The sequence below is a fragment of the Pseudomonas sp. GB2N2 genome (assembly GCF_054897705.1).
This window is the reverse complement of record NZ_CM142701.1, coordinates 2,127,114-2,149,678: the sequence shown is the minus strand read 5'-3', so window position 1 is coordinate 2,149,678 and position 22,565 is coordinate 2,127,114. Positions and strand designations below refer to the sequence as shown.

The 22,565-nt window shown below is 57.9% G+C and carries 18 protein-coding genes; 13 read left to right on the top strand and 5 right to left on the bottom strand.

Annotated elements, in window-relative coordinates:
- Positions 1–3 precede the first annotated feature (3 nt).
- Together ligD and ACYZT4_RS09720 are read left to right on the top strand one after the other, a co-directional pair.
- Complete coding sequence (ligD, locus tag ACYZT4_RS09725) at positions 4–2,583, top strand: DNA ligase D (RefSeq protein ID WP_461987289.1); 2,580 nt, start codon at positions 4–6, stop codon at positions 2,581–2,583.
- 253 nt (positions 2,584–2,836) lie between these two features.
- Complete coding sequence (locus ACYZT4_RS09720; protein WP_461987288.1) at positions 2,837–3,013, top strand: hypothetical protein; 177 nt, start codon at positions 2,837–2,839, stop codon at positions 3,011–3,013.
- Positions 3,014–3,301: 288 nt separating this feature from the next.
- Here ACYZT4_RS09720 and ACYZT4_RS09715 read toward each other — a convergent pair whose 3' ends face one another.
- Both ACYZT4_RS09715 and ACYZT4_RS09710 read right to left on the bottom strand, forming a co-directional pair.
- Entirely contained in the window at positions 3,302–3,583 is a 282-nt protein-coding gene (locus ACYZT4_RS09715) for a DUF3303 domain-containing protein (protein ID WP_461987287.1), read from the bottom strand.
- A 176-nt stretch (positions 3,584–3,759) separates the two neighbouring features.
- Entirely contained in the window at positions 3,760–4,161 is a 402-nt protein-coding gene (locus ACYZT4_RS09710) for a hypothetical protein (RefSeq protein ID WP_461987285.1), read from the bottom strand.
- Between the two features lie 308 nt (positions 4,162–4,469).
- On the opposite strand from ACYZT4_RS09710, the gene ACYZT4_RS09705 reads away from it, so the two are divergent.
- The 5 genes from ACYZT4_RS09705 to ACYZT4_RS09685 all read left to right on the top strand — a co-directional run bounded on the left by ACYZT4_RS09705 (position 4,470) and on the right by ACYZT4_RS09685 (position 9,438).
- Complete coding sequence (locus ACYZT4_RS09705; protein ID WP_461987284.1) at positions 4,470–4,967, top strand: hypothetical protein; 498 nt, start codon at positions 4,470–4,472, stop codon at positions 4,965–4,967.
- Positions 4,968–5,335: 368 nt separating this feature from the next.
- A complete protein-coding gene (locus ACYZT4_RS09700) occupies positions 5,336–5,893 on the top strand; it encodes a polysaccharide biosynthesis/export family protein (RefSeq protein ID WP_461987282.1) in 558 nt (185 codons plus the stop codon).
- Positions 5,894–5,919: 26 nt separating this feature from the next.
- The gene (locus ACYZT4_RS09695; protein WP_461987280.1) at positions 5,920–7,035 is read left to right on the top strand and encodes a hypothetical protein; all 1,116 of its coding nucleotides are present in this window, start codon (positions 5,920–5,922) and stop codon (positions 7,033–7,035) included.
- 36 nt (positions 7,036–7,071) lie between these two features.
- Positions 7,072–8,637, top strand: coding sequence for a GumC family protein (locus tag ACYZT4_RS09690; RefSeq protein WP_461987278.1), 1,566 nt, complete (start codon positions 7,072–7,074; stop codon positions 8,635–8,637).
- Between the two features lie 69 nt (positions 8,638–8,706).
- On the top strand, positions 8,707–9,438 hold the full coding sequence (locus ACYZT4_RS09685; protein ID WP_461988635.1) for a CpsD/CapB family tyrosine-protein kinase: 732 nt from the start codon (positions 8,707–8,709) through the stop codon (positions 9,436–9,438).
- Between the two features lie 510 nt (positions 9,439–9,948).
- Here ACYZT4_RS09685 and galE read toward each other — a convergent pair.
- Genes galE through ACYZT4_RS09670 form a run of 3 tightly spaced genes read right to left on the bottom strand, consistent with a single transcriptional unit; the run spans position 9,949 to position 15,115 of the window.
- Complete coding sequence (galE, locus tag ACYZT4_RS09680; protein ID WP_461987276.1) at positions 9,949–10,926, bottom strand: UDP-glucose 4-epimerase GalE; 978 nt, start codon at positions 10,924–10,926, stop codon at positions 9,949–9,951.
- A gap of 45 nt (positions 10,927–10,971) precedes the next feature.
- Positions 10,972–13,584, bottom strand: coding sequence for a glycoside hydrolase 5 family protein (locus tag ACYZT4_RS09675; RefSeq protein ID WP_461987274.1), 2,613 nt, complete (start codon positions 13,582–13,584; stop codon positions 10,972–10,974).
- Positions 13,585–13,588: 4 nt separating this feature from the next.
- A complete protein-coding gene (locus ACYZT4_RS09670; RefSeq protein WP_461987273.1) occupies positions 13,589–15,115 on the bottom strand; it encodes an O-antigen ligase family protein in 1,527 nt (508 codons plus the stop codon).
- 129 nt (positions 15,116–15,244) lie between these two features.
- On the opposite strand from ACYZT4_RS09670, the gene ACYZT4_RS09665 reads away from it, so the two are divergent.
- The 6 genes from ACYZT4_RS09665 (at position 15,245) to ACYZT4_RS09640 (ending at position 22,541) form a co-directional block, all read left to right on the top strand.
- Positions 15,245–16,621: an oligosaccharide flippase family protein gene (locus ACYZT4_RS09665; protein WP_461987272.1), complete on the top strand. Its 1,377-nt coding sequence runs from the start codon at positions 15,245–15,247 to the stop codon at positions 16,619–16,621.
- Positions 16,622–16,720: 99 nt separating this feature from the next.
- Positions 16,721–18,163, top strand: coding sequence for an FAD-dependent oxidoreductase (locus ACYZT4_RS09660; RefSeq protein WP_461987270.1), 1,443 nt, complete (start codon positions 16,721–16,723; stop codon positions 18,161–18,163).
- Between the two features lie 82 nt (positions 18,164–18,245).
- Positions 18,246–19,355, top strand: a complete 1,110-nt coding sequence (locus ACYZT4_RS09655) for a glycosyltransferase family 4 protein (RefSeq protein ID WP_461987268.1) — start codon at positions 18,246–18,248, stop codon at positions 19,353–19,355.
- 114 nt (positions 19,356–19,469) lie between these two features.
- Positions 19,470–20,846 carry an oligosaccharide flippase family protein gene (locus ACYZT4_RS09650; protein ID WP_461987266.1) on the top strand — a complete coding sequence of 459 codons (1,377 nt, stop codon included), beginning with the start codon at positions 19,470–19,472 and terminating at the stop codon, positions 20,844–20,846.
- A gap of 31 nt (positions 20,847–20,877) precedes the next feature.
- Positions 20,878–21,084 (top strand): hypothetical protein, encoded by a 207-nt coding sequence (locus tag ACYZT4_RS09645; RefSeq protein WP_461987265.1) that lies wholly within the window; start codon positions 20,878–20,880, stop codon positions 21,082–21,084.
- Positions 21,081–22,541: an FAD-dependent oxidoreductase gene (locus tag ACYZT4_RS09640; protein ID WP_461987263.1), complete on the top strand. Its 1,461-nt coding sequence runs from the start codon at positions 21,081–21,083 to the stop codon at positions 22,539–22,541. Before ACYZT4_RS09645 ends, ACYZT4_RS09640 begins: the two co-directional genes overlap by 4 nt.
- Positions 22,542–22,565 lie beyond the last annotated feature (24 nt).

Sequence of the window (22,565 nt, the reverse complement as noted above, 5' to 3'; positions counted from 1 at the left end):
GCCATGAGCAAGAATCTGGATGACTACAACCGCATGCGCGACTTTTCGGCGACGTCTGAGCCGGCCGCCAAACGTTCGGGCACTAAAGCCGCGAAAGACCACGCCTTGCAGTTTTGCATCCAGAAACATGACGCCTCGCACCTGCATTATGACTTTCGCCTGGAACTCGATGGCGCGCTGAAAAGCTGGGCGGTGCCCAAAGGCCCGTCGCTGGACCCCAAGGTCAAGCGCCTGGCGGTGCATGTCGAGGACCATCCGATTGATTACGCCACGTTCGAGGGCAGCATTCCCGAAGGTCACTACGGCGCCGGTGACGTGATCGTCTGGGACCGTGGCGTGTGGATTCCCCAGGAAGATCCGGCCAAGGCCTACGCCAAGGGCAAGCTCAAATTCGAACTGCAGGGTGAGAAGCTGGGCGGTCTGTGGAACCTGGTGCGCACGCACATGCCGGGCAAGCAGGAACAATGGTTTTTGATCAAGCATCAGGACGGCGCCGCCAAACCCGAAAGCGATTACGACGTGGTTGCCGCTGAACCGGACAGTGTGCTCAGCGACCGTACCATCGTCGCGAAGAGACCGAAAACAGCGGACAAACCCAAGCCAATCAAGAAACCGGCGCGCAAGGTGGCGGTCAAGCAACAGTCGGCGCAACTGACCGGTGCGCATAAAGCGAAGCTCCCGGACCTGATCAAGCCCGAACTGGCAACGCTGGTGGAAAAGGCCCCGGACGGCGAATGGAGCTACGAGATCAAGTTCGACGGTTACCGGATCATGGCGCGCATCGACCATGGCGAGGTCAAGTTGTTCACCCGCAACGGTCATGACTGGACGCACAAACTGCCGAAACAGGCGCAGGCACTGGCTTCGCTGCAACTGGAGTCCGCGTGGCTCGACGGTGAAATGGTGGTCGCCAACGAGCATGGCGTGCCGGACTTTCAGGCGCTGCAAAACGCTTTCGAAGCCGGGAGCAGCGGCAACATTGTTTATTACCTGTTCGACATGCCCTACCTCAACGGCGTGGACCTGCGCGAAGTGGCGGTCGAAGAACGTCGGGTGGCGCTGGCAACGGTGCTCAAACCGAGTGAAGATCCACTGTTGCGCTTCTCCGACGCATTCGCAGAAGAGCCTGATGCCCTGCTCAATAGCGCCTGCCAGATGCAGATGGAAGGGCTGATCGGCAAACGCCTGGGTTCGCCCTACGTGTCACGACGCAGCAGCGACTGGATCAAGCTCAAATGCAAACACCGGCAAGAATTTGTGGTGGTTGGCTACACGGATCCGAAAGGTTCGCGTAATGCGTTTGGCGCGTTGTTGCTGGGCCTGCATGACAGCGCCAGCGGCAAGTTGAAGTACGCCGGAAAGGTCGGCACCGGGTTCAACGAGAAGACGCTGAAGCGTATCTATGAACAGCTCAAACCGTTGCTGGCGAAGAAGCCATCCGTGATCAACCCGCCGACCGGTTTTGACGCCAAGGGTGTGCATTGGCTCAAACCCACATTGCTGGCGGAAATTGCCTTCGCCGAAATGACCAAGGACGGCTCGGTGCGCCATGCGGTGTTTCATGGCCTGCGCGACGACAAACCGGCCGAAGACATCACCGAGGAGCGTCCCGACGTGGTGAAGAAAAGCCCTGCGGAAAAACCTGCTGCCAAAAAGAAAGCCTCGGCAAAAGCGGCGGCGCCGTCACAGCTAGGCCTGGGCGAGGGCAAGGTGCGGATTACTCATCCGGACCGGGTCATTGACGCCAGCAGCGGCACCACCAAAGTGCAACTGGCGGAGTATTACGCCAGTGTCGCCGAATGGATCCTGCCCGAACTCAAGGATCGTCCCGTGGCGCTGGTCCGCGCGCCGGATGGCATTGCCGGCGAACTGTTTTTCCAGAAGAACGCCGATCGACTGGCCATTCCGGGGATCACCGTCCTCGACAAGGCACTCACCGGCCAGCCCATCATGCTGATCAACAGCGCCGAGGCGTTGATCGGCGCGGTGCAGATGAGCACCGTGGAGTTGCACACCTGGAACGCCATCTCGGACAACCTCGACAAACCCGACCGCTTCGTCCTCGACCTTGACCCGGACCCGGCGTTGCCGTGGAAAAGCATGGTCGAGGCCACTCAACTGACGCTGTCGGTGCTGGATGAGCTGGGGCTCAAGGCTTTCCTGAAAACCAGCGGCGGCAAGGGCATCCACCTCGTGGTGCCGCTGACCCGCAAACTCGGTTGGGACGAGGTCAAGGATTTCAGCCACGCCATCGTCAGCCACATGGCCAAGTTGTTGCCGGAGCGGTTTTCCGCGGTGTCGGGGCCGAAGAACCGGGTCGGGCGGATTTTCATCGATTACCTGCGCAACGGCCTCGGCGCCACGACGATTTGCGCTTACGCCGCTCGCACCCGTGAGGGGCTGCCGGTTTCAGTGCCGATCTTTCGCGAGGAAGTCGGCGAGCTCAAGGGCGGCAATCAGTGGAACGTTCTCAACGTGCATGAACGCCTCAGTGAAGTGGGTGACGAACCTTGGGCTGATCTGAAGAAAACCAAACAGTCAATCACCGCCGAAATGCGCCGGCGGGTGGGAATGAAGAAATAGCCGCCTCGGCCGTCCTGTCCTCGTCGCCCGAGTTGGCGGCGTCGGTGTAGGCGCTGCTCACGAACAGACCGTCGAGGTAGTAAGTCCAGGCGTGGGCGAAAAAGTGACAGCCGCCATCAACGTTGAACGGGTTGCGCTAGGCGAACGGCACTTCGTTGTCCTTGAGCGCCGATCGAACGGCATGATAGGCCTGAGGCGAGGCAGAGCGGCTGGCGCATCAAGGACGATTCCCGATACCTCTCGCAGGGTGGGCATGAGTGTTGCACCGCCCGCCAGTGCCAAAGGCTATCTGGAAATCAAACTCAAGCCCGATCAGGACGCCTACCTGCAGATCCAGACGCTGGACAGTTACTCGGTCTGTGGCAACACGCTTAACCTCGCGCCCGAAAAAGGCGCGGTATACGAGTTGACCCTTGATGCGGGGCGCTGATATTGCACGGTGTTGTTGCAACGGGTGCAACGTACGACGGCAAGGACGTGGGCAAGACCATGCCCATTGTGCGTAATGGCTAACCTGCTTGCATCGGTCGCGGTCCGATGTTCGTAGAGTTGCCCGATCCGTTGCCGGATACACCGCGCCGCGTAGCGTTGATCAACCAGATCATCGATAGCTCGATTATTCCGGCCATGAAGCCTGACACGGTCAAGGATGCGTCTATTCGCTCAACCCCGGTAAAACTCGACAGTCGGGCGACGAGCATCACTCGCCGCCCGACGTCTATTGTTTGCCGACAGCCGCCGCCAGCAAAGGCCCCGCTTGGGCATCGGTCATTGCCGCATGAACGTGCATGTCCATGAGGTCATTCCATTCCAGCACCCACTTCTGAATCTGTAGGACGTCATCGGTTTCGGCAATACCAAACCCCGTCGAGCTGCCGACGGCGTGCCAGCGGCCCAACATCTTGACGCCAGCGGGTGGCGCCCCCTGGGTTTCGAGGAAACGCTTGATCACGCTGTTACGGTTTTGCGGGCTGATCGACCAACTGACTATAAATAGCATCTGCCACCTCCTGCGAAGGGTCGGCGCCTATTGCTCTTCGCGCGTCTGGCTGGCACCCGGGCCACGTCCGCGTCGCGTTTGGGGGGAAAAACGTTTTCCCCTGGAGAAGGCATAGCAGCGCGCAGCGGCGCATGTATGACCATTGATCCGAGGAAATGAGGCGGGGTGGTTAACCGTCAAGCATCGCGCAACAGGTCGTTGGCGTTCAGCAGCTCGTAGGCGATTTCCGGGCGTTTCTCCAGTCCGCGGCGAATGGCGGTCGGGATGGCCTGGCGGGTTTTGCGGCACAGGCCCGGCAGTTCGCCGACGGTGATGGCGATGCCGCGCATGGTGCGGACTTCGTTGAAGCCTGGGGCGATCTCTATTCGAATGCCCAGTTGCTCGTACATCCGCTGCTGCAGGCGTTCCAGGTCGCTCAGGCTTTGGAGGTTTTCCAGGCGTTCGATCAAGCGTTTTTCTTCAGCACGGGTCAGAAACAGGATGCGCAGGTCCGCGCCCGGCGTTTCCAGCAGTGGTTCACGCTCACAGATGCAGGCACCGGGCGGGCAGGGTTGGCGGATCGGCAGCGAGGTCGTCATAGCGCCCAATCATAGAGTGCTATTCGTCGTATTGCCCACAGGTTTTCGGGGTGATTTTCAGCGTAATTGAACGCGCATGAAGCGGGGCAAAATATCCACTTTTGAAGCAATTCATAGGCATAGCGCGGCCATCCTCGAACGGCCTTTAACGTCGTTATTTTGACGTCATCTGCCCCTGATTTTTATTTTATTTTATTGGTGTGACGGGCTATTGACGTGATGGCGATGTGCTTATAGTCTGGCCTCAATCCGGTAACGATTCCTTCGTCCGACAACAGAAAAAACCCTCTGTGCAGGGAGGCGGTGTTATGCGCAAGTCACTCGTCCTTAAAAGCGTTTTGTTGTCGGTGCTCTTTAATGGTGCGGCCATTGCCAGTGCTCATGCCGGGAATTTGGCCTATGAAATTAGTCGCATAGGAAACGCTTGCGAAGAATCCGGCCCTCAATTGGGCTTGGCGGTCGAAGAACAGGGTGGCGTACCGTTTACTGTAGCGAGCGGCCTTGGGTTGCCAACTTCCGTGAGCGATATGTTCTTTGCTGATAATACGAAAGAGCAGTTCAATAACCTCATTGCTTCTGCTAAAAAAGTAGGCGCTTCCGTCAATAGTTCTGCCTGTGACGGATTAATGGCGGAACTTGCCAGCAGTAAGCTTGCAGTGAGTTTAGATGCGCCGGGCAAGATTCTGGGTGGGGTGTCTGAAGCATTCGCCAGTCAACCGAATGCCGTTTCTCTGCCTGCTGCAGCCTGGTTGTTTTCTTCCGCGCTATTCGGTTTTGTTGTCGTTGCCAATCGGCGCAAGGTTTAGCTGACGTTCGGTTGTATCCAGTAAAGACAGAATGGCTGATTCATTTGATAGGTCGGGAGTGGCACCGTAGTACTAGCTGTATCGAGTGTGCGTGGCGCTGAAGTTGCTGAATGACAGGCTCTGAAAGATTAGGGTGCTAATTATTTGGCTAGCGAAGATAGGGGGCAACATGTTTGACTGCAACTTATTGTTAAGTAAAAAACTTCCCTCTCTCAAGCCTGCCAGACAGGCTTGTTTCACGTTGGGTCCACGAAAAGCGGCCGCCGCCACACGTAAAAATTCTTTCCTTGACGTGAGAATAGGCGAGCGTGATTTGCTCCCGTTTTTATGCAAAACTCCTGGCAAGGCTATTTAGGCGGAGGGATCCCATGTCGCGTTTCTTGGTACCTGTGTTTTGTGCGCTGGCAATTCTGCCCAGCGTTTCCAGTGCTGCTGACGGCAGCGGGGCGTATACGCTGAGTCCTGGCGATAAACTCACCGTTTCTGTCTGGGGCGAAGACAAGCTCAAAACGGACGTCATCGTTCTTCCTAACGGCAGCATTACCGTGCCGCTGGCAGGACAGGTTGAAGCCGCGGGCTTCGACACCACTGCCGTCGAAGAGAAGATTGCCGCCAAGCTCGTCAAGTACATACCCGATCCGCAGGTCAGCGTCAGTGTTACCGGCACTGAAGGCAATGTCGTGTACGTGCAAGGCAAGGTGCTGAAACCGGGCAGCGTCCATTTGACCGGTCAAACGTCAGTGCTGCAGGTCTTGAGCATGGCGGGTGGGCTCGACAAATTTGCCTCCACGGGCAACATCAAGGTCGTGCGCCTCAATGGCACTCAACAGAAGATTCTGCGCGTCGATTACAGTGACTTGATGTCCGGTAATGACATGTCGACCAATTACATTCTCAAGGCCGGCGATACGCTGGTAGTGCCTTAGCCTTGCGCGAAGCATTAGGAGTGACCTTGCTGGCGCTGCGAAAAACCGGAATTGCTACGGCAATTTTCTTCCTGCCGTGCTCCGGCATGGCCTACGCTGCCACCTGGCAGGCGTCTTATGCGCTTCCTTCGACGGTCGAGTACGACAGCAACCCGACGCTGCTCACCAGCGGCGAGAAGGGTGTGACCCGTACCATCATCGCTCCCCAGGTTGATCTGGTGGCGACTTCCGGCCAGGAGGAATTCCAGTTCGGTCTCGGTGTGTACGTCGTGCATTCGTCGGACACGTCGATCGTTTCGAACCGTGAAGATCCCCGGCTGAAGATAGGGTGGCAGCATCAGACCGAAACCGGTGCTTACGGGCTCACGGCGAGGTACGAAGAAAGCTCCACGCTGTCCTCGGCAGTTCAGGACACTGGCGTTGTCGCCGCCGATGGCACCCAGAGCCTGACGTCGCTGGCCGGCAACTGGCGGACGGCGCTGACGGAACGCAGCACCCTGCTCAACGAGATCGAATACAGCCACGTCACGTATGACATCAATACGCTGACCAACTATGACGAGCTGTCGAACCGGTTGAGCTATACCTACGCCTGGAGCGAGCGCCTGGAGCTGTTCACGCGTTTTCTGGCCAAGCGTTATGAGCCCGACTCGGGATCTTCGATCGCTTCGTCGAACAGCTATACCCCTGATATTGGCATGAACTACCAGTTTTCCGAGCGACTGAGAGGGTCGGCGTACGTCGGCGTCAATGAAGTCTCCGGCACGGACAGTGGTCCGACTGGCCAGGGCGGTGTGAATCTGAACTACACCGGCGATCGGGTGGAGACCGGCATCGACGCCAGTCGCTCCACGCTCGCCAGCGGCGACGGGGGTTTTGTCGAGGTTGATAGCCTGAGCGGGACTTGGAGTTATGCCCTCGACGAGGTCCGGCGCGTCGGTTTCGACGCCTCCTGGCAAGATTCCAAAGGCCAGACGCCCAACACCCTGATCAATTACCGAGCCTGGATCAGCCAGGAGCTCTCGCCTTTTTGGATCGCGCGCCTATCCTACATGTACAAAGAACGTCAGCAAGATGGCTTGCCGGACGCTACTGCAAACGTCGTCGGGTTGACGGTGACTTATAGTTATCCTGGTCTTTAGTTATCCCGGTCTCTGAAATCTTGTTGTGTGAGAAATATGGCCTCTGAATACGAAATGTCGGTCAACGACTACCTAGCTATCATCAAGCATCACGCGCTGCTGTTGATCATCAGTGGCGTGGTCATTCTCGGTGCATGCCTGGCCGTCGCATTCTCACTCCCGCCCACCTATGAGTCTTCCGGCACGATTTTGATCGAGTCGCAGCAAATCTCGCCTGAACTGGTCGCGGCCAACAATAATACCTTTGCCGACGAGCGCATCGAAGTCATTCGTCAGCGGGTGATGACGCGTGAGAATCTGTCGTCGATCATCGACAAATACAACTTGTTCTCTTCGCAAGGCCGGCAGTTGAGCGTTTCCGAGAAAGTCGATGAAATGCGCAACGCGATTGCCGTCACGTTGGTCAGCGCGGCGGTAAAGGGCCGTGGGGAAGTGACGATTGCCTTTCGTCTGTCCTTCGAGCACCGCGATCCGGAAATTGCCAACAAAGTGGCCAATGAACTGGTGACGCTGTTCCTGAATGAAAACATTCGCCAGCGCACCGAGCGCGCCACTGAAAACACAGAGTTTGTGAAACAGGAAGCGGACAAGCTCGAAGTTGCCCTGAATGCCCAGGATAATCTCGTGGCGGATTTCAAGCAGAAGCACAGTGACGCGCTGCCCGAGCATCAGGAATTGCGCATGAACATGCTGACGCGCGCCGAAACCGATCTGAAAGAGGTCGACCGCGACTACAAAGCAGCTCGCGAGGAATTGCGCTTCAACGAGTTGGAAGTGACCGCCGCCAGTGCCGGGCTCGCAAGCAAAAATGGATCGAACAGTGCGGGCGCTGACAAGCCGCAGGATCTGGCCAGCCTGAAGGCGGAATACGCTCGCTTGCTGACGCTGTACACCGAAGCCCACCCCGATGTGCGTGCCGCGAAACGCAAGATTGCCGCATTCGAGGCCAACAAGGCGCTGGCGGGAAGTGCGCCGGTAGCTGCCAATATGGATATCGCGAGGGCTCAGGCCCAGGTCGCTGGGACACAGGCACGTATTAACTCGCTGGCCGATCAAAAGCAGCAGACGCTGAAGAAAATCTCCGAAATCGAAGCGCAGATCATTGAAACGCCGCAAGTCGAGCGTGGCCTGATCACGCTGATGCGCGATCATGAAAACGCGAAAAAGAAATATGAAGAGATGCGCGCGAAGGAGATGAGTGCAAAGATTTCCGAAAGCCTCGAGCAGGAAAACAAAGCCGAGCGTTTTGTTCTGCTGGAATCGCCGCTGATGCCCGAAAAGCCGATCCGGCCGAATCGCAAGAAGGTGGTCGCCATGGGCTTCGTACTCGCCCCGGTAGGCGCGGGTGCGCTGGTGATGCTTCTTGAGATGATCAGCCCGCGTGTACGCGGGGCCGAAGCACTGGCCAGTGTGCTGGGCAAACGCGTGTTGGTGTCTATTCCCTACATTCACACCAGAGCGGAGCTCGCACGACGCAAGCAATGGCGGATGCGGTTGATCATCAGTGGGCTCGTGATCCTCACGATTTTCCTGGTGCTCGTGCACTTCCTCTATATGCCCCTGGATCTGTTGTTGTATAAAGCTCTGGGCCGGTTTGCATAAGGAAATATAGTGATGGACATTATCAAGCCCGATGCCGATAAGGCCGAGCAACCGACTTCGTCGAAGGCCATGACGCCGACCGGACAGTCGCCGGGGCTGAATGCGCTCAGTTATGTGCAAACCAAAGTGGTCCCTTTGCGGCCCGAGCACCTCGAGCGCCACCGCATTGTGGCCTACAACAAGAATTCGAGCATGGGGGGGGCTTTCGATCTGCTGCGTACGCAAGTGCTGAAAGTCATGGAAGAAAATGGCTGGCGTACGCTGGCCATCACCTCGCCGACGCCGGAGGCAGGCAAGACGGTTCTGGCCATCAACCTGGCGATGAGTATCGCGCACCACACCACCAAGACTGCCTTGCTGGTTGACTTCGACTTGCGTCGTCCCACGGTGGGTGCCTGCCTGGGGCTGCCGATGGAGAATTCGCTGAATGAGCTGCTGAGCGGGAAGGTCGAATTGCAGGATGCGCTCGTCAACCCGGCGATTCCGCGGTTTGTGGTCCTGCCGACTCGTGAGCCGATTCCGCTTTCCACCGAGGTGTTGTCATCGCCTGAGGTGAGTCATTTGATCACTGATCTGCGTGAGCGCTACAGCTCGCGTATCGTGATTTTCGACTTGCCGCCGATCTTGAGTTCGGACGATGTGCTTACCGTGTTGCCGAAATTCGATTGTGTCTTGCTGGTGGTTGCTAATGGCATGAACAGTAAGAAAGAGATCGAGGAGAGCCTTCATCACCTTGGGACCGCCAATTTGGTGGGCACGGTATTGAATAAGGCTGAGCCGCAGAATCGCTCTTACTACTAGAGTGGTTTTTGGTGGTGTGAATATCCGTTGCTGTGGTTGCGGCGGGTATTGGTTTCGCCCTAACGGCGAGCAACACGGAACGCCGCCCGGCGGCAAAAAACCATCGGCTCTTTCCCACTGCGCAGAACCTGCGCTCGGCCTCCCCGTTGGGCAAGACGATCAAAAGCGCACGAGGCAGCTTGATAGCCGACCTGACTTTCTGGTCGAACGTGTTCCCCTATAGGAGCCTGCTTGCTGGCGATAGCGTCCGTTCAGGCGATAAACATGTCGACTGACCCACCGCCATTGGCAGCAAGCGGGCTCCTACGGGGCAGCGTCAGCCCGGAGGGCACACCGAGCCTAGGCGAGGTGCCAAGTGGTGGGGCAACAGCGTTTGGGTTACTTTTCGCCGGGCCGCGCAGGCTTTACGAAAGTGACTCGCCGTAAGGGCGAAACCAATACCCGCCGTTACCGCAGCAACGGATATGTACACCACCAAAAACTGGGTGCCAGTATCAAGATCAACTCAACTCAACTCCACGGATACTTCTTTTCCCAAGCCCAGGCGTGCGTCACGATCTGTTCCAGTGACGCATACTGCGGCGCCCATCCAAGCAGTCTATACGCCCGCTGAGGATCGGCCACCAGACGCGGCGGGTCGCCGGCGCGGCGCGGCGCTTCGCTGACGCGGATTTCCTGGCCCGTCACCCGGCGTGCGGTGTCTATCACTTGCTGCACCGAAAACCCCTGGCCGTTGCCGAGGTTGAACGCCGTGCTCGCGCCTCCTGCCAGCAGATAATCCAACGCCAGTGCATGGGCGGCGACGAGGTCGGCGACGTGGACGTAGTCGCGAACGCAGGTGCCGTCGGGCGTGTCGTAATCCCGGCCGTAGACGGTGATGGAAGCGCGTCGACCGGAGGCTGCCTGCAGGATCAATGGCAGCAGATGGGTTTCCGGCTCGTGACGTTCGCCCAGTTGTCCTTCGGGGTCTGCTCCGGCGGCGTTGAAGTAGCGCAGGCACACCGACTTGAGCCCGTAGGCGCGATCGAAGTCCTCCAGCATCTGCTCGACCATCCATTTGCTGCGACCATAAGGGTTGATCGCTGCCTTCGGATGCTCTTCGTCGATCGGCACGTACACCGGGTCGCCGTAGACGGCAGCGGTCGAGGAGAAGATGAAGTGTTTGACGTTCGCACGAACCATGGCTTGCAGCAGCGTCAGGGTGGCGGCGAAGTTGTTTTGATAATACTTGGCCGGTTCGGTGACGGATTCGCCGACTTGTATAAATGAAGCGAAGTGGAACACTGCATCAAATCGCTGCGTGGCGAACACCGCATCCAGAGCTTGCGCGTCGGCGATGTCCAGCTCGACCAGTTTGCCGCCGGTCAAGGCGCTGCGGTAACCCGTAGAAAAGTTGTCGGCGACGACCAGGTCGTGACCGGCGCGCAGCAACTGTTTAACCATGTGCGAGCCGATATAGCCCGCGCCGCCCACCACCAAAAAATTCATCCTGTCCTCCTGGAAACCGTTGCTGTGCACACGCGGATTGTACCGTCAGCGAGTGACATTCTTTCTTAAAAACAACCAGTTGGATGCCTGTAGATCGTCGAACTTGATGACGTAGCGGCCATCAAGGTACGTCGCGGGCAGTTTCTTCAATTGTGCAAGGGTGCCTTGGGTGAACAGGGTCAAGCCCGGTGGCGCCTGGACAGTCAGCGTGCCTGCAATGGGCTCAACGTTAAACGGTATCTTTTCGTCGTCCTGAGGGATGGCGCGGGTGCCCAGGGAAATCATCAGGTCCGGCGATTGGCCAATCGGTTTGTCATTCAGACTTTGCACCACCACGCTCGCATTGGGGGTTGTCACTTGGACCTGGACATTACCGAGGCTGATCGTCTCGCCGCCGATCCAGCCCGTTGCGGCCTGGGTGCGCGGCGTATTGATGGTGTAGATCCCTTGTTTCCAGTTGCGTTTCAGCTCACCAGTGTCGGTGGTGGCCTCGCTGGCATTGGCGTCCAGCAGCGACTGGTCAGGGTCGTGGAACACCTGCGCATCGCTGGCGATGGCGCCTGTCTGCAACCACGGCAATTGCGGTGTCTGCGGCATGGCGATTTGAAGCTTGCCTTTCCCCATGGCGGTGCGTAGCAGGGCGGAGTTGGCCGGGGTGATGGATTGGTTGAACAGGGTGGCTGGCGTCGGCGCGAAGACATACGTGGTGGTGGCTTCGCGGACGTCGGCGCGGCGATAGAGCAGGGCGGCGGCGGGCAGGGTGGCCAGCAGCGCGGGATCGTTATAGGAATGCCAGTTGCCGGCCGTAACCCAGGCGCCGGACAGCGGCTCCTGGCTGTAGGCATATTGCATCAGCGCGTCCCAGCCCTGATGACTGGCGGCGGCTGCGACGTAGAGCGGCAGCGAATGGCGATCAGGTGTCGGGAAAGGTTCGTTGTTCCACTCGGTGACGGTCAGGGGTTTGCCCGTGACCTGGCCGGCGGCAATCCAATCGACGATGCCGGCGGTGGTCAGCGGGTTTTTCTCCAGCTGACCGCCGCCGCCGTAACTGTGGACGTCGATGACGTCGCCGGACGTCAGGGCCGGCAGCGAGCTCAGGCCATCGAGCCCCCACGTGCTGGTGGTGGCAATGGGCACTTTCACGCCTAAACCGCGCAGGTGCTCAATCATGTCGACGTCGAAGCGTCGCTCCAGATCATTGAGGAATAACTTGGACGGACCATGCTCCCAGGAGCGCCAGGTCTGGTTGGCGGAGAGATTATGCTGCTTGGCAAACGCTTCGGCCTCGGCCATGTAGAGCTTGCTGTGCTTCGGCACGCCCTTGTCCGGCAACAGGGCGTTGCCAAAGTGATTGGTGACGTCGTTTTCGTTGGTGATCAGTACCGCGGCGATGGTCGGATCGTCTTTATAGGCAAGACCGGTATAGGGATTGACGTGGGTCACATAGGCCGCAGCAAAGCGCTTCATCGCCTGTTGAATGGTGATGTTCACATAGGCATAGCCCTTGAGATCGGCGCTGTTGGCGCTGTTTCTTGGCATTTCTTCGAAACCGTAAATATTGTCTTTGTCCGTCAAGGCGCGCTCGACGTGCATATCGAGCCAGACATAGATGCCCTCGTCTTTCAGGGCCTTGACCCACAGATCGATTTTTTTCAGCGACTCCGGGTTGGGCAGCTGGGTGTCATGCGGCACGGCCGGGTCGCCAAAAATGTTCGGGCTGACCCATGGCGAATCGTGGTGGTGCAGACGGACGAGGTTGAAACCCAGTGCCGACAGGCGTTTGGCCTGCAGTTTGATGTCTTCGTCCGGCGTGCGGTACAACGCATAGGCCGTTACGTTGGTGCCCCAGAACCGCGCCGGGGTGTTGTCAGCGAACTGCAATTGTTCGCCGACCGCCTTGACGAAGCCGCGCTTGCCCGCCGGTTTTTCGTTTGCGTTCAGAAAAGACAGATCGACCGGTGAGGTTTTCAGGTCGACCTTGTCAGTCGGCCAGCTCTTTGGGTCCGCCATGCCGAAGCGCTCGGTCGTGGTGGGGCCGAGGGCTACGTCGCCGGACAGGCTCAAGGTCGCTTTGACAGTCTGGTGTCCCGGCTTGATCGTGTCTTTGTAGAAGAACGCACGTATCTCGGATTTATCACCCGGTTCGAAATAGACCCGCGTCAGCGCCGGCTCGAATCGCATTTCAATGCGCCGTCCTTGGGCATTCCCCCAGGACCAGCCAGCATTGCCCGCCAGCAACTCCGGTACACCCATGTCCTTGAACAGGGCGGAGTCGAATTGGAACACCAGACCCCCACCCATCACCCCGGACTTCGTGCTGTGCGCATCGAGGGCAAAATCCCAGCTCAACTTCTGCTCGCCTTCCTTCTGGATTTTGGCGGTCAGGTCGAAATCGAGGGTTTTGTTCTGGCCCACGAGGGAGTAGTCGTAAGGGCTGTTGATCTTGAATTGGGTCGCGAAAGACGTCCAACCCCAGTTGCCTTCAAAGAACACGAACGAAGAAATAAACACCGGGCTGCCCCCCCGCACCAGCACTGGCAGGCCGCTTTGATCATCGACTCGGGCGACCCAGTCGGACGCCCAGGCGTTGAACGGCCAGAGAACAACAGACAAAAGAACCGGAAGCAGCAAACGGGTGCGGCGAAAAAATGTGGCCATGGGGTTACCGAAGTTGAAGGTGGGCGCTCGCAGTCACTGCAGGTGAGGTTTGCTTGAGTCTGCGCGCCATTTGAGCATAGGCAACGGCCAATCCGGCGACCGACCAATACACCACGGGAATCACCGTGATGCTGCTGACGGTAAAGATGGTCACCAATATGCCAGCCAGTGTCGCGAAGAGCGCACGTCCAAGTCGCCGTCCCTCGTCATCTTTATCAGGGAACGCACGCATCGCCTTACGGATGCCGACCAGGACTGTGATGAAAAAAGCCACGAAGAACGCCAATCCAATCAATCCGAACGACAGCGCAATGCCGATGTAGGTGTTGACGATATCGATGATGCCTTCGCCCTGAATCATCGACTGCATTTCTGGCGTATTGCGGTAATCGAAGCTACCCAGCAAGGGGTTGCGCTGGATAACGATCCAGGAATTGTCAATCAAGCGCTGGCGGTAGGTGATGTTCTCCACTTCGACCGTACCGATGAAAGGCAGCAGGTCGAGCACTTTTTGACCGCCCGGCACGACGGCCAGCAAGGGCAGGGCAAGGACGGCGGCGAGCCCCAACAGCATCAGGCGTTTGACCGCGTTACGCCCCGACGCGACATAGACCATGAGCATGCTCGCCGCACCGATCCACGGACCCCGCGACAGCGGTGCAAACAGCCCGCCGGCAAGCAGCAGTGCGCCGAGGCGTCGCTGGAATTTGCTGCGTACGGCCTCCTGCAAAAACAGGTAAAAACCGATGGCTACGCTGATCACCAGCCCCAGTGCGATGGCTTGCCCAGTCGTGACGCTGGCGCGCAGTGAGCCGCCACGGCTCAAGTAGCTGGACATTTCCCAGTGCATGCCAAGGGCGGAGATCAGCGCACTGTAGAGCAGCCAACTGCGGACAAACTCGAAGATTCCGATCAGCGACAGCACCATGGCCGCGAGCACAAAGGCCAGCATGGCGTCCTTGAAATCGTCGAGGTTTTTCAGTGCCCGGCTGGCGACGTAATAAGGCAGGAAAATGTCGGTGAACAGATAAAGCGTCTGGCGCAACGTGTCGGAGACGGTGGTTTGACGCAGTAAAAGCAGGCTCGTCAGGATCAGATTGGCGGCGATCAGTTTGTCCGGCCAGGTGCGCCCGAACGAAACGGTGTCGGCGCGCCGGCGCAAGGCGAAAAATGCTGGCAGCAGAAGGAACAGGGACAGCAATCGAACATGGTTGAAGTCGAAAAAATAATTCATCACGCCGAAGCCGGGAATCTGTGCCGAGACCGGCGGAATCAGAAACAGCAGCATAAAAAACAGCGCCAGAGTATTGCGCTCGCGTTTCCTTACGATGGTCAACACCACGGCGGCCACGGCCGCATACACCCAGAAACTGTTCGAGACAAAAGCCACAATCGTCAGCACGAACCACAGATTACGTCGACGGGTAAAGTCGTTGTTAGCGATCATGTCTAATGCAGGTTTGCGTGCCATGGCAAAAACAACGCCGGCAAGAACCAGGATGACGACTAACGCGCGAATGTGCTCAGGCATGGATTTTGGGGCTTATTAAGTAGGTGAACATAGGTGAACATAGGTGAACAGGGGTGAACGACAGGTATTAGTGGAATGGCCAAATGCGACTATAGTACCTTTCGTATCATCGAGTCCGGGATTGTTGTCATGCCACCAGCTGATTTATCGCCATCGTTAAGCCTTCGCCGGCGAGCGATATCTGCCGGGGTATGGAATCTGGGGGCGATGGTCACCTCTCAGGCCATGCGCCTGGGCGGCAACCTGATCATAGCCCGGTTATTGATGCCGGAAATGTTCGGCATCATGGTGATCGCCACCACCGTTTCGATGGTCCTGCACCTGCTTTCCGACGTTGGCTTGCGCCAGAACATCATCCAGAGTCCGCGTGGCGACGATCCGGCGTTCCTGAATACGCTGTGGACCGTGCAGATCATCCGCGGCTTCGTGCTTTTTGCTTCGACCTTGCTGATCGCCGGCTTCGCCTGGTTCGCCCAGGTCATCGATGTGTGGTCGGCCCATTCGACCTATGCCGCACCGCAGTTGCCGCTGGTGCTGGCCGTGACGGGGGTGTCCGCGATCATCTATGGGTTCCAGTCGACCAAAGTCGACGTGGCCGTTCGCGACTTCCAGCAGAAAAAAGTCGTGCTTGCCGAGTTTGCCTCGCAGCTGGCCGGTCTGTTACTGATGCTGGTCATCGGTTATTTCACCCGGTCGATCTGGGCGCTGGTGGGGGCCGGGCTGTTTAGCGCACTGGTCATGACGCTGCTGGGCCATCTCTGGTTCTCGGGCTCGCCGAACCGTTTGCACTGGGATCGCCCTGCGTTGCAGGAACTGGTGAAGTTCGGCCGCTGGATGCTGTTGTCGTCGGCCGTCGGTGTGCTGGCCATGAACGGTGACCGCATCTGGTTCGGCGGCAGTATGTCGGCGAGCGAACTGGGCGTGTATTCCATCGCCGTGCTGATTTTGGGTGCCCTGCAAACGGGCATGCAAAGGTTGGTCGGGGCCGTGACCCTGCCGGCGTTCAGTGAGGCCGCGCGAACCCAGGACACGCCCCGCCTTCAAAAATTGTATTTGCGCTTCAAGCTGGTGTTCGACCTGACGTCGCTGTTTCTCTGCGGACTGTTCTGGACCATCAGCCCGCTGCTGATTAACCTTTTGTACGATCAGCGTTATGCCGAGGCAGGCAGCATGCTGTCGATTCTTTCACTGTCTTTTTTCACCTGGCGTTTTACCGTGGCGCATCAAGCCTGGCTGGCCTTGGGGCTGACCAAGTACCAGGCGATGGACAACATCATTCGTGCCATCTCGTTATGGGTGCTGTTGCCGGTGTTGCTGGCCATGGGCGGCGTCACCTACGCAATGTGGGGCGTCGCGTTGCATGCGTTGCCGACGTTGATTTTGATTGTGTACGTCAATGCCAAGGTGGGTTTGTTCAATCTCAAGCGTGAACTTATCGTTCTGCCGATGGTGCTGGTGGGGGCGGTGTGCGGGGAAGTAGTGTTGAGGTTGGCTGACTGGATTTGATTGGACTTTAATGTCGGGGAGTTTTTGAATCATGAAGGAAACTGATTTGAATACCTCTGTGATGGGGCGCCGAGGCTTCCTGCAGCGGCAAACACACGCATGATCAAAGACTACCAATCTCAGAAAGAACTCCGCGACCTGTATGACGTCTGCATCATCGGTGCCGGTCCGGCCGGGATTACCCTGGCTTTGCGTCTGGCGCGCAATGGCCGGCATGTGCTGCTGATCGAAGGCGGGGGGCGTGAGTATTCGCAGGACTCGCAAAACCTCTATAAATGCCCTTCGACCGGCCTTGAGGTCTACGCCGAGGAAACCCGCCTGCGCTACCTCGGCGGCACCTCCAATCACTGGGCCGGGCGCTGCCGTCCGTTCGAGCCGTCCGATTTCAATGTCGGGCCGCCCGTACATTTACCCGGCTGGCCCATTGCGTTTTCCGAGATTGAGCGTCATCTACCGGAGGCCATGGCCATCCTGGATCTGCCGCCGCACGCCGAATTCAAGACGATCAACGCCTCGCTGGACGGTGCCGACTTTGAAGCGGACCGTTTCCTGCTGAGCACGCCGACTCGATTTGCGCCGAAGTATGCGAAGGCACTCAATGAAACCGAGGGTCTGGACGTCTTCATCAACTGCAATTGCGTCGACCTTGAATTCGACAGCAGCACCGGGCGCATCGCGACCATCGTCGTCTCGGACTACGACCTGCATCAAGAACGTGTCACCGCAAAGCAATTCATCCTGGCGACCGGCGCGATCGAGAATGCCCGCCAACTGCTCAACAGTGAGTCACTGGCCGCGAGCGGCGTCGTGACCCGGGATGGTTACGTTGGGCGCTGTTTCATGGAACACCTGAACGTCGAGCTCGGCACCTTCATCCTCAAAGACGGACAGGACAAGGATTCGCGCGAGTACTTCACCACCGATGCCTTCATTACGGAACACGGGTCGGGCAAGGGCAATGTGAGTGCCTCACTGGTCGTACAAGTGAGATCTTACGGGCGAATGGCTGCCATCAAGAGTTTTGTAGAGACGCTCGTCTGCGACATGGGCGTGGAGAAAAAGATCGAATTCATCACCCAGTTCGATTGTCCCGGAGATGGCGTCATCGGCACGATGATCGAGCAGTTTCCCAACGCCGATAGCCGTGTTTCGCTGCTCGATGAGCGCGATGCGCTGGGAATGCGCAAGACCACCGTGCACTGGGAACTGAAGACGGCCGACCGCGATACCGTCAAGGTCATCGGGCTGGAAATGGCCAAGTGCTTTGCCGACACAGGCCTGGGTTTCGTCAGGCTCGAAGAGTGCGTGTATGACGTGTCCGTGCCGCTGAAGGTCAATCCTCATGCGCACCACATGGGCACCACGCGGATGGCCAGTTCGCCGGACTTCGGGGTAGTCGACGAAAACTGCAAAGTGTTCGGAATCGAGAATCTGTATGTGGCGGGCAGCAGTGTTTTTTCCACGGGCGGCGCCAGTAACCCGACGATGCCGCTGTTGCAACTTGCGCTGAGGCTGGCTGAGCATCTTGATAATAAAAGTTAGTGCTTTCGCGGCGTTGTCGTGATTTCTTGGTGGATTGGTTTTTTACAGCCTCTGGTTTTTCAGGGGGATTGGAGATGGTTTGATGAAAGTGACTTTTGTACTGCACGTGGCGAGCATGTCCGGTGGGGTTCGTGTCGTTGCAATCTACGCCAAGGCATTGGCCGAGGCCGGGCATGAGGTGACACTCGTTTCCGTGCCTTATCCGCCTTTTTCGCTGCGCCAGAAGATCAAGGGTTTCATTAAAGGCAAAGGCTGGCTGAAAACTCCGAAAATCCCCTCCCATCTGGACGGCCTCGGCCTCGATCACCGAATGATGGACACCTACCGGCCCATTGTGGATTCGGATGTTCCAGACGCAGATGTGGTCATTGCCACCTGGTGGGAAACAGCGGAGTGGGTTAACTCACTGAGTCCGAACAAGGGTGAGAAAGTGTATTTCGTACAGGCGCATGAAACCTTTCCTTATTGCCCGGTGGATCGAGTCGTGGCGACGTACAAAATGCCCCTGCACAAGATAACCATCTCGAAGTGGCTGGTTGATTTGTTGCGTGCGGAGTACGGCGACTCAGATGTTTCCCTGGTATTGAACAGCGTCGATCATCAGCAGTTTTTTGCTGCGCCGAGGGGCAAGCAGCAACGCCCGACCATCGGTTTCCTGTACCACGAAGCGCCATTCAAGGGTGTTGATCTCGTGCTCGAAGTCATTGCTTCACTCGCGGAAAAATTCCCGACGCTTCGAGTGATCACCTTTGGCAGTTTTCCTCGCAGTGGCGCATACAATCTGCCAGAAAACTGTGAGTTTCACCTGGCTCCCGATCAGCACCGTATTCGTGATCTATACGCGCAATGTGATGTCTGGCTGGCGCCCAGCCGCAGTGAAGAAGGTTTCAACCTGACGGCGATGGAGGCGATGGCCTGCCGGGTGCCATTGGTGTCGACGCGTACGGCCTGGCCAGCCGAGGCCGTTATCAGTTATGAGAACGGTGTGATGACCGAGATTGACGACATTGCCGCCCTGACTGCCGGTGTTGATTATATTTTGAGCCTGGACGAGTCGCGATGGCGGGCGGTTTCAGAAAACGCCTATCAAACCGTGGCGTCGAGTTCGTGGCAGAAGTCAGCAAAATTGTTCGAAACAACCCTTGGCAATGTGTGTGAGAAACGACACCTGCGTAGTGAGTCGCCAGCCTGAAGTCCAGAGGCTCAGGGGTAGACCCCCAAGCTGATCGCCAGGTGAACGACAGGTACTAGTGGAATGGCCAAATGCGACTATAGTACCTTTCGTCTCATTGATTCCGGGGTCGCCATGCCACCAGCTGATTTATCGCCATCGTTGAGCCTGCGCAGGCGAGCGATATCTGCCGGGGTATGGAATCTGGGGGCCATGATTACCTCTCAGGCCATTCGCCTGGGCGGCAACCTCATAATTGCCCGACTGCTGATGCCGGAAATGTTCGGCATCATGGTTATCGCCACCACCGTTTCGATGGTGCTGCACCTGCTTTCCGACGTTGGCTTGCGCCAGAACATCATCCAGAGTCCGCGTGGCAACGATCCGGCGTTCCTGAATACGCTGTGGACCGTGCAAATCATCCGCGGCTTTGTGCTTTTTTTCTCGACCCTGGTGATCGCCGGCCTCGCCTGGTTCGCCCAGGTTACCGATTTGTGGTCGGCCCATTCGACCTATGCCGCACCGCAGTTGCCGCTGGTGCTGGCTGTAACGGGGGTGTCCGCGATCATCTATGGTTTTCAGTCGACCAAGGTCGACGTCGCCGTTCGCGACTTCCAGCAGAAAAAAGTCGTGCTCGCCGAGTTTGCCTCGCAACTGGCTGGCCTGTTGCTGATGCTGGTCATCGGTTATTTCACCCGGTCGATCTGGGCGCTGGTGGGGGCGGGGTTGTTCAGTGCGCTGGTCATGACGCTGCTGGGGCATTTCTGGTTCTCGGGGTCGTCGAACCGTCTGCACTGGGATCGCCCTGCGCTGCAGGAACTGGTGGTTTTCGGCCGCTGGATGCTGTTGTCGTCGGCCGTCGGTGTGCTGGCCATGAACGGCGACCGCATTTGGTTCGGCGGCAGCATGTCGGCGGGCGAGTTGGGTGTGTATTCCATCGCCGTGCTGATCTTGGGTGCCCTGCAACTGGGCATGCAAAGGCTGGTCGGCGCCGTGACGTTGCCAGCGTTCAGTGAGGCCGCGCGAACGCAGGACACCGTCCGGCTGCAGAGGTTGTATTGTCGCTTCAAGCTGGTGTTCGACCTGACGTCGCTGTTTCTCTGCGGACTGTTCTGGACCATCAGCCCGTGGCTGATCAGTCTTTTGTACGATCAGCGTTACGCCGAGGCGGGCAGCATGCTGTCGATTCTTTCACTGTCCTTTTTCACCTGGCGTTTTACCGTGGCGCATCAGGCCTGGCTGGCCTTGGGCCTGACCAAGTACCAGGCGATGGACAACATCATTCGCGCCATCTCTTTATGGGTGCTGCTGCCGGTGTTGCTGGAGATGGGCGGCGTCACTTACGCAATGTGGGGCGTCGCGTTGCATGCGTTGCCGACGTTGATTTTGATTGTGTACGTCAATGCCAAGGTGGGTTTGTTCGATCTCAAGCGTGAACTTATCGTTTTGCCGATGGTGCTGGTAGGGGCAGTGTGCGGGGACGTTGTGTTGGGGCTGGCTAACTGGTTTTGACTTGGACTTTTAAGTCGGGGAGCTTTGAATCATGAATGAACTTGATTTGAATACCTCTGTAATGAGCCGCCGAGGCTTGCTCCAGACGTTTACCCTGCTGAGTCTCGGGGGGCTCGTTTTCGGTTTTTCAGAAGCTGTGGTCCGGCCTTCTGTGATCAAGTCTGTCACCAAGTCCGAGTTCGTGGTCATCAATGGATGGGTGCTCCCGGCACAGCACTTTCGGCAAACACAAGCATGATCAAAGACTATCAAACGCAGAAAGAACTGCGTGACGTGTATGACGTCTGCATCATCGGCGCCGGGCCGGCCGGGATTACCCTGGCCTTGCGTCTGGCGGGCAACGGGCGGCGTGTGCTGCTGCTCGAAGGCGGGGGACGCGAGTATTCGAAAAACTCGCAGAGCCTCTACGAATGCCCTTCGACCGGCCTCGAAGTCTACGCCGAGGAAACCCGCCTGCGTTTTCTTGGAGGCACCTCCAATCACTGGGCCGGACGCTGCCGCCCGTTTGAGCCGTCCGACTTCAGTATCGGCCCGCCGGTGAATTTGCCCGGTTGGCCCATCGCGTTTTCCGAGATCGACCAGCATCTGGGCGACGCTATGGCGATTGTGGATCTGCCGCCGAATGCCGGATTCAAGACGATCAATGCAGCCTTGGACACGAGCGACTTCGAGGCGGATCGTTTTCTGCTCAGCACGCCGACGCGATTCGCGCAGAAATATGCCAGGGAACTCAACGAGACCGAGGGCCTTGAAGTCTTCATCAATTGCAATTGCGTCGACCTTGAATTCGACAGCAAAACCGGGCGCATCGCGACTATCGTCGTCTGCGACTACGAGCAGCACCAAGAACGCATCAGGGCCAGGCACTTCATTCTGGCGACGGGGGCAATCGAGAATGCCCGGCAGTTGCTCAACAGTGAGTCGCTGGCGGCGGGCGGCATCGTCAGCAAGGATGGCATGGTTGGCAAATGCTTCATGGAGCACCTGAACGTCGAACTCGGCACCTTTATCCTCAAAGACGGAGCGGCAACCGATTCCCGCGAGTACTTCACCACCGATGCTTTCATCAAGGAACACGGGGCGGGCAAAGGCAATGTGAGTGCCTCACTGGTTGCTCAAGTGAAAACCTATGGGCGAATGGCAGCCATCAAGGGCTTTTTCGAGAACCTCATTTGCGAAATGGGCGGGGAGCGAAAAATCGAATTCATTGCCAAGTTCGATTGCCCGGGGGATGGCGTCATCGGCACACTGATCGAGCAGTTTCCCAACCTCAACAGCCGCGTATCGTTGCTCGACGAGCGTGATGCGCTGGGGATGCGCAAAACCACGGTGCACTGGGAACTGACCCCGGCCGACCGCAATACCGTCAAGGTCATCGGGCTGGAAATGGCCAAGTGTTTTGCCGAGGCAGGGTTGGGCTACGTCAGGCTGGCAGACTGCGTGTATGACGTCTCGCTGCCGTTGAAGGTCAATCCTCATGCGCACCACATGGGCACCACGCGGATGGCGACGGCCGCGGCTTTCGGGGTGGTCGACGAGAATTGCAAGGTATTTGGCGTCGAAAATCTGCATGTGGCAGGCAGCAGTGTTTTTTCCACCGGCGGCGCCAGTAACCCGACGATGCCGCTATTGCAGCTTGCGCTCAGGCTGGCGGATTATCTGAATCATGAGCTGGGCCCTTTGGTGAGCCGGTAATCCGCAGTGCCAGCATTTGTGGAT